This window comes from Angustibacter speluncae, from assembly GCF_054777815.1.
This window is the reverse complement of record NZ_BAAHAF010000123.1, coordinates 1-7,570: the sequence shown is the minus strand read 5'-3', so window position 1 is coordinate 7,570 and position 7,570 is coordinate 1. Positions and strand designations below refer to the sequence as shown.

The window sequence follows — 7,570 nt, the reverse complement described above, 5'->3', positions numbered from 1 at the left end:
ACCCGGGAGGAGCTGCCGCGCGCCGTGCTCGCGGTCTGCGGGCTGCGGGCCGCCGGCGAGGACGAGCACCGGGCGGCCGACGCCTGGGCCGCGGTCAGCACCGCGCACCGGCGCGAGGTGTTCGCGCAGATGCAGGCCGAGCAGCGCCGGGCCGAGGAGCTCGCCGCCCGGCTGGCCGAGCAGCGCGCCAAGGAGGCGGCGGCGCAGTATGCCAACTACTGAGGGGGCTGCCGGGGCACCCGACCCCCTGCTCGGCGAGTACGTCCCGCACGCGGCTGTCGCGCTCACCGACGCCGAGCGGTGGCCCACCCTCGACGCCGCCGGCCTGGCGCAGGTCGAGGCGGCCCGCACCCACCCGCGCGCGCCGGTGTGGGGGCACGCCACCGGCGACCGGCTCGATGCCGCCGACCTGGCGGCGCTCGCCTCCCGACCGCCGGAGCCGCCCCGTCCGGACGGGGTCCCGGCGTGGGTGCCCGGGCTGGTCGAACGGGTGCACCGGACGGTGCCGCGGTACCGGGCCGCAGCGCGCGCCGGCCGCAGCGGGCCGACGACGCCGCTCGCCGACCTGCCGACCCTGTCGCGGTCCGACCTCGGCGACGTCGCGTCGCTCGTCCCCGTCGACGTCCCGCTCGACCGGGTGCTCGAGGGCTCGAGCTCGGGGAGCACCGGCGCCGCGCGGGTGGTGCCGCTGCACCCGCGCGCCGTGGCCACCGACCTGCTGCTCGTGCACGCGCTGGTGCGGGCGAGCGGGGCGCGCTGGGAGCCGGACGCCGCGCGGCTCGGGCTCGCGAACGTGGTCGACCAGCGCACGGCGTTCACCTACGTCTCGGCGATGACCGCCTTCCCGCGGGACGCCGGAGCCGCAGCGCCGCTGATGGCGCGGGTCAACCTCGACCCGTCGTCGTGGCGCGCCGACGGCGACCGCGAGGCGTGGCTGGCCGAGCACGACCCGCAGGTGCTGAGCACCACGACGCTGCCGCTGCTGCGGCTGCTCGACCTCGCCGACGCCGGGCTGCGGCTGCACCCGCTGGCCGTCGTGAACGGCGCGACCCACCTGGCACCGGCGGTGCGCGACCGGGTGCGCACCACCTGGGGCGTCCCGGTCGTCGACCTGTACGCGCTGCGCGAGACCGGGCCGGTGGCAGCCGATCTCGACGGCACCGGGCACGTCGTGGTCGACCGGCGGGTGCATGTCGAGGTGCTCGCGCCGGACGGCTCGGCGGTGCCGGACGGCGAGCGCGGCGAGGTCGTCGTCACCGTCGACGAGAACCCGTACCTGCCCCTGCTGCGCTACCGCACCGGCGACCACGCGGCGCTCGTGCGCGACGGGAGAGGGGTCGTGCTGGTCGGGCTCGAGGGTCGCGACCCGGTGCTGTTCGAGGACGCGACGGGTGCCCGGCGTCCGGCCGTCGACGCCGTGCAGGTGCTGCAGGCCGCCGGACTGCTCGCCTGGCGGCTGCACCAGGACGCCTCCGGCGAGGTGCACCTGCACGCGGTCGGTCCGGGCCGGGCGACTACCGAGGCCGCCCGCGCCGTCCGGGACTGGCTCGGGCGTCCGGTCGACCTGGTCGTGCTCGCCGACCCCGCCGAGCTCGGCCCCGGCAAGCCGCGCCGGTTCTCGTCCGACCTGGGGTGAGGCGGGCGACCGCGGCGTGCCCGTTTCCCCACTCCAGTGGTCGTGCTGGCGTGTCACACGTGTCGTCGCACCACTTCGGTGTCTGTTCCGCCACTGAACTGGGCGAACGGGCAGGGTCCCGGGCGCAGAGCGGGCCCCGACCTCGCACGGAGGTCGGGGCCTGCGCCCTGGCGGGGAGGGAGCTCCCGTCAGGCCTTGCTGAGCTGCGTGTCCCGGACGTCGACCGGGGTGCGCTCGTCGGTGTCGGCGTGGTCGTCGACCATCGTCGACTCGTCGAACGGGTCGCCGCCGGAGAGCACCAGGTCGACGCGGTCGCGGTCGACGGTGCTCGTCCAGGTGCCGATGAGCAGCGTCGCGATCGCGTTGCCGGCAAAGTTCGTGACCGCGCGGGCTTCCGACATGAACCGGTCGATGCCGACGATGATGCCGACGCCGTCGACCAGCTCGGGACGGTGGCTCTGCAGGCCGCCGGCCAGCGTCGCCAGACCGGCGCCGGTGACGCCCGCCGCGCCCTTGGAGGCGATGATCATGAAGACCAGCAGCGAGATCTGCTCGCCGACCGACAGGCCGTTGCCGGTGGCCTCGGCGATGAACAGCGAGGCCATCGTCAGGTAGATCGCGGTGCCGTCCAGGTTGAACGAGTACCCGGTCGGGACGACGATGCCGACGGTCGAGCGGTCGACGCCGAGGTGCTCCATCTTCGCGACCAGGCGCGGCAGGGCGGTCTCGGACGACGAGGTCGACACGATCAGCAGGAACTCGCGGCCGAGGTACTTGAACAGCGACCAGACGTTCAGGCCGGTGACGAGCCGCAGCAGGGCGCCGAGCAGGCCGAACACGAAGATCGCGCAGGTGAGGTAGAAGCTGATCATCAGCAGGGCCAGGCTGCGCAGCGCGTCGCCGCCGGTCTCGCCGACGACGGCCGCGATCGCGCCGAAGGCGCCGATCGGGGCGACCCACATGATCATCGCGAGCACCTTGAACACCACGCGCTGGAAGACCGCGATGCCGCGCAGGGCCGCCTCGCCCGTGCTGCCGAGTCCCTGGATCGCGAAGCCCACGAGCAGCGCGACGAACAGCGTCGACAGCACCGACTCGCCGACGAGCGGGGCGACCAGCGTGGTCGGGATCAGGCTCATCAGGAAGCCGACGGTGCCGCCCTCGCCCTCCTCGGCCGCGGCCGGCGGCTCGTAGCCGACGGAGGCGTTCAGGCCGTCGCCCGGGTGGATGAGGTTGCCGACGACCAGGCCGATGGCGAGCGCGAAGGTCGACATGCCGATGAAGTAGAGGAGGGCGAGCCCGCCGGTGCGGCCGACGCGGGCGGCCGAGCGCACCGACCCGATGCCGAGCACGATCGTGCAGAAGATGACCGGCGAGATCATCATCTTGATCAGGTCGACGAAGGCCGTGCCGAGCGGCTTGAGGCCCTTGCCCGTCTCGGGCGAGGCGAGGCCCACGGCGATGCCGAGGGCGACCGCCGCGATGACGGCGATGTACAGCCAGTGCGTCCGGTCCCGCTTGCGGGTGGGCGGCGGCGGCGTGGGGGCGGTCGAAGCGACGCTGCTCATGGGACTGCTCCTCGTGGGTCTCGGCCCGGCTCCCTCGTCGGGCTCGCTGCCCGACCCTCCCCGTCCGCGGACCTCCCGTCGCCGTTGCGTTCGTTGTGTGCACGACGGCGCCCCGGTCGGCGTGCACACTGGGCCGGTGCGGATCCGGCGCGGGCGACGGGGCGGGCGGTGGAGCCTGTCGCGCCAGCTGCTGGCGCTGCAGGGCGTGCTCGTGGTGACCGTGGTCGCGATCGCCGTGGGGCTCGCCTACCGCGACACCCAGCGCGACGTCACCCAGGCCGCGCTCGAGCGGACGGCGGCGGTCGCGCGGTCGGTCGCCGACTCCGGTGACGTGCGCGACGCCGTCGACACCGCCGACCCGACCGGGGAGCTGCAGCCGTACGCCGAGCAGGTGCGCCTCGACACCGGCACCGACTTCGTCGTGGTGATGGCGCCGGACGGCACCCGGTGGACCCACCCCGACCCCGACCAGATCGGACGCACCTACCTCGGCACCACCGCCCCGGCCCTGGCCGGCGAGGTGCTGAGCGAGACCTACACCGGCACCCTCGGCCCGTCGGTGCGCACCGTGGCGCCGGTGCTCGCCGGCGACGGCGAGGTGGTCGCCCTGGTCGCGGTCGGCATCACCGTCGACCAGGTGAGCGAGCGGATGCGCACCCAGCTGCCCACCCTGGCGCTGGCCGCCGCGGCGGTGCTCGTGGTGGCCGCGGTGGGCAGCTGGCTGCTGGCCCGGCGGGTGCGGCGGCAGACCTTCGGGCTCGGCCCGGCCGAGCTCGCGCAGATGTACGGGTACTACGACGCCGTGCTGCACTCGGTGCGAGAGGGGTTGCTGCTGCTCGATTCGCAGGGACGCCTCGAGCTCGCGAACGAGGAGGCCGAGCGCCTGCTCGACCTCCCCGACGACGCGCGCGGACGCCGGCTCGACGACCTCGGCCTGCCCGGCGACCTGGTGGCGGCCCTGACCCGCGACGAGGTCGTCACCGACGAGCTGCACGTCGCGCACGACCGGGTCGTGGCGGTGAGCGTCGCGGCCGTCGGCGGCGAGGACGCCCGCGCCGGCCGGGTCGTGACCCTGCGCGACCACACCGACCTGCAGCGGCTCTCGGGCGAGCTCGACACCACCCGCGGCCTCACCGACGCGCTCCGCTCGGCCCAGCACGAGGCCGCCAACCGGCTGCACACGGTGGTCGCGCTGGTCGAGCTCGGCCGGCACCAGGAGGCGATCGAGTTCGCGGTGGGCGAGCTCGCGGCGGCGCAGTCGCTCGCGGACGCCGTCGTCGCCTCGGTCGACGAGCCGGTCGTGGCGGCGCTGCTGCTCGGCAAGTCGGCGGTGGCGTCCGAGCGCGGGATCGAGCTGGTCGTCGAGGACGGCACGCACGTCGACGAGGACGCCGTGGCCGCGTCCGGGCTGCCGCCGCGCGACCTGGTGACCGTGCTGGGCAACCTGGTCGACAACGCGGTCGAGGCGCTGGCCGAGGCGCGCACCGACGGCCTGCTCGCCGGGGGGTCGGACCGCGCGCCGCAGGTGCGGGTGCTGGTGCGCGAGGACGGCGACGACCTGCTGGTGCGGGTCAGCGACGACGGCCCGGGGCTCGACGAGCACGCCGCCCGCCGGGCGTTCGAGCGCGGCTGGTCGACCAAGTCCGCCGGCGGGCGCGCGCACGGCCGCGGCCTCGGGCTCGCGCTGGTCGGCCAGGTCGTGCACCGCGCGGGCGGGACGGTGGAGGTCGCCACCGGTCCCGACGGCGGGGCCGCGTTCACCGTGAGGCTGCCGCTGCGGCAGGGGGTGCGTCCGTGATCCGCGTCCTGGTCGTCGAGGACGAGCCCGTCGCGGCCGCCGCGCACGCCGAGTACGTCGGCCGCGTCGAGGGTTTCGAGGTGGTCGCGGTCGCGCGCACCGCCGCCGACGCGATCCGGGTGCTGCGCTCCTCGCTCGACGGCGACGCCGACGCGGTCGACCTCGTGCTGCTCGACATGCACCTGCCCGACCGGCACGGGCTCGACGTCGTCCGCGCGATGCGGGCGGCCGGGCACCCGGCCGACGTGCTCGCCGTGACGTCGGCGCGCGACCTCGCTGTCGTGAGATCGGCTGTCTCGCAGGGGATCGTGCAGTACCTGCTGAAGCCGTTCGCGTTCCCGGCGCTGCGCGAGCGGCTGGAGCAGTACGCGCGGTACCGCGAGCAGGTGGCCGGAGCCGCCCGCGCCGGCAGCCAGGAGGAGGTCGACCGCACCCTCGCCGCCCTGCGCGCGGCACCGCCGGCGGCGCTGCCGAAGGGTGTCACCGCCCCGACGCTCGAGGCGGTGCAGGAGCGGTTGCGGGCCGGTGCGGCGTCGGCGCAGGAGGTGGCCGACCACCTCGGCACGTCCCGCGTCACCGCCCGGCGCTACCTGGAGCACCTGTGCGACAACGGGAACGCCGAGCGGCAGCCGCGTTACGGCGGCGGCGGCGGGCGTCCCGAGCTGGAGTACCGCCTGCTCGGGGGCTAGCCGAGCGCCGTGCCGACCCTCGGGTCGAAGAGCACCGTCACGTGGTTGGCGTCGGCCCGCTCCCAGGTCAGCCGCTCGACCTTCTCCTGGGCGAGCGCGATCGCGGCGTCCGAGAGGAACTCGCCCTTGCCGTCGTCGGCGCCGCGCGCCGCCGCGACCAGGTGCACCGGCACCTCGGAGCCGGCGAGCGCCGGCAGGGTCGGCGCACCGGCGAGGGCGTCGACGGCGTCGGCGGTGAGCCGGCGGGCGTCCAGGCGCGGACGGCCGGTGTCGTCGAGCGCGTACTCGGCCCACTCCAGCAGGGCGGGACCGAGCTCGGGGCGCGCGGTGATGGCGCGCCCCTCGACCTTGTCGACGTGCGCCTGCGGGCTCGGCCAGCGCCGGTCGACCAGGCGCAGCTGGACGGTGAACAGCGTGCGCACCATCGGCCGCTTCAGCAGCACCGACCGGGCCGGGGCCACCCCGCCGTCGACGAGCACGACCCGGCGCACGCGGTCGCCGAGGTCGGCGGCCACGAGCGGGGCGAGGAAGGCGCCCATCGAGTGGCCGACGAGGGCGACGTCGTCGAGGCCGAGCGCGTCGACGACCTCGCGCACGGCCGCGACGTGGCCGGGCAGCCCGGGGGCGGCGGCGGCGCGCACCGACCCGCCGCGTCCGGGCAGGTCGGGGGCGACGACGCGCAGGTCGGGACGCAGCGCGGCCAGCCCGTTGAAGTTCTGCGAGGTGCTGGTGAGCCCGTGCAGGGCCAGGACGGCGGGCGCCTGCGGGTCACCCCACTCGGCCACCGCGAGGCCGGCGACGTCGGAGCGGCGGGGGGCGGGCGCGACGTCGGGCACACCGCGACCGTACGGCCTGTGGACGCAGAACGCCGCCGGACCGCCCCCGCGTGGATAGCCTGCAGCATGATCTTCCGTGGACTCATGGGGGGCGGCGCCGATGTCGAGACGACCGTCCACACGCAGCACATCTACCCGGGCCAGAACGTCGAGGGCGTGGTCACCGTCATCGGGGGCCACACCGACCGCGACGTCAACTTCATCGAGCTGGCGCTGATCGCCCGCGTCGAGGTCGAGACCGACGACTCCGAGTACGACGCGAACGTCGTCACCTACCGCAACAAGATCAGCGGGCCGTTCCGGCTCCAGGAGCGGGCGCGGCACCAGGTGCAGTTCTCGCTGCCGCTGCCGTACGAGACGCCGTTCAACGTCATCGCGGGGCAGCGGCTGCACGGCGTGCGCGTCGGCCTGCGCACCGAGCTCGACATCTCGCGCTCGGTCGACAAGAGCGACGTCGACCAGCTGACGATCGCCGCGATGCCCGCGCACGAGGCGGTGCTCGCCGGTGTCACGCGGCTCGGGTTCTCGTTCAAGGGCTCCGACCTCGAGCGGGGACGCCTGCACGGCTCGCCGCTGCCCTTCTACCAGGAGCTCGAGTTCCACCCGCCCGGCAACGCGCGCGGCCGCATCAACGAGCTCGAGGTGAAGTTCGTCGCCGGTCCGCGCAGTCTCGACGTCGTGCTCGAGGTCGACCGCCGCGGGTTCTTCGGCTCGTCCGACCGGCAGAACCGGTTCACCGTCGACTACGCCCAGGCGAGCCAGACCGACTGGGCGCCGGTGCTCGGCGAGACCCTGAACCGGGTCGTCGGCGACCGGCTGTTCCACGTGGCACCGCAGGCGCCCCCGCAGCCGGCGGGCGGGTACCAGCAGCCCGTCGGCGGCTACCAGCAGCAGGGCCACCAGCAGCAGGGGTACCAGCAGCAGGGGTACCAGCAGCCGGCCGCGCACCAGCCGCCGCCGGCCCCGAACGGCCCGCCGCCCGCGCCGACCGGGCCGCCGCCGCAGCAGCACCAGCAGCAGCCCCCGCCGGCGCCCACGGGACC

General features: G+C 75.4%; 6 protein-coding genes and 1 pseudogene. 5 read left to right on the top strand and 2 right to left on the bottom strand.

Annotated features, from left to right (window positions below; translation table 11 throughout):
* Together ACYVKY_RS15010 and ACYVKY_RS15005 are read left to right on the top strand one after the other, a co-directional pair.
* Window positions 1–222: pseudogene (locus ACYVKY_RS15010) on the top strand (hypothetical protein); the annotation flags it as partial.
* Complete coding sequence (locus ACYVKY_RS15005) at window positions 209–1,636, top strand: AMP-binding protein (protein WP_460435799.1); 1,428 nt, start codon at window positions 209–211, stop codon at window positions 1,634–1,636. The pseudogene ACYVKY_RS15010 and the gene ACYVKY_RS15005, both read left to right, overlap by 14 nt.
* A gap of 188 nt (window positions 1,637–1,824) precedes the next feature.
* Here the strand turns inward: ACYVKY_RS15005 and ACYVKY_RS15000 are convergent, their stop codons facing one another.
* Complete coding sequence (locus tag ACYVKY_RS15000) at window positions 1,825–3,204, bottom strand: cation:dicarboxylase symporter family transporter (protein WP_460435798.1); 1,380 nt, start codon at window positions 3,202–3,204, stop codon at window positions 1,825–1,827.
* A 136-nt stretch (window positions 3,205–3,340) separates the two neighbouring features.
* Between ACYVKY_RS15000 and ACYVKY_RS14995 the strand changes: the two genes are divergently transcribed.
* Window positions 3,341–5,002, top strand: coding sequence for a sensor histidine kinase (locus ACYVKY_RS14995; RefSeq protein WP_460435797.1), 1,662 nt, complete (start codon window positions 3,341–3,343; stop codon window positions 5,000–5,002).
* The gene (locus tag ACYVKY_RS14990) at window positions 4,999–5,691 is read left to right on the top strand and encodes a response regulator (protein ID WP_460435796.1); all 693 of its coding nucleotides are present in this window, start codon (window positions 4,999–5,001) and stop codon (window positions 5,689–5,691) included. The genes ACYVKY_RS14995 and ACYVKY_RS14990 overlap by 4 nt, the downstream gene beginning before the upstream one ends.
* Here the strand turns inward: ACYVKY_RS14990 and ACYVKY_RS14985 are convergent.
* The gene (locus ACYVKY_RS14985; RefSeq protein ID WP_460435795.1) at window positions 5,688–6,527 is read right to left on the bottom strand and encodes an alpha/beta fold hydrolase; all 840 of its coding nucleotides are present in this window, start codon (window positions 6,525–6,527) and stop codon (window positions 5,688–5,690) included. The two genes, ACYVKY_RS14990 and ACYVKY_RS14985, sit on opposite strands and share 4 nt — an antisense overlap.
* Before the next feature lie 66 nt (window positions 6,528–6,593).
* Between ACYVKY_RS14985 and ACYVKY_RS14980 the strand changes: the two genes are divergently transcribed.
* On the top strand, window positions 6,594–7,570 hold a 977-nt coding region (locus ACYVKY_RS14980; RefSeq protein WP_460435794.1), incomplete at its 3' end, for a sporulation protein.

What these genes read in the sequence shown, in the direction of transcription:
- ACYVKY_RS15005 (WP_460435799.1), top strand. Translation starts at nt 209, where the DNA reads ATGCCAACTACTGAGGGGGCTGCCGGGGCACCCGACCCCCTGCTCGGC.
- ACYVKY_RS15000 (WP_460435798.1), bottom strand. Translation starts at nt 3,204, where the DNA reads ATGAGCAGCGTCGCTTCGACCGCCCCCACGCCGCCGCCGCCCACCCGC.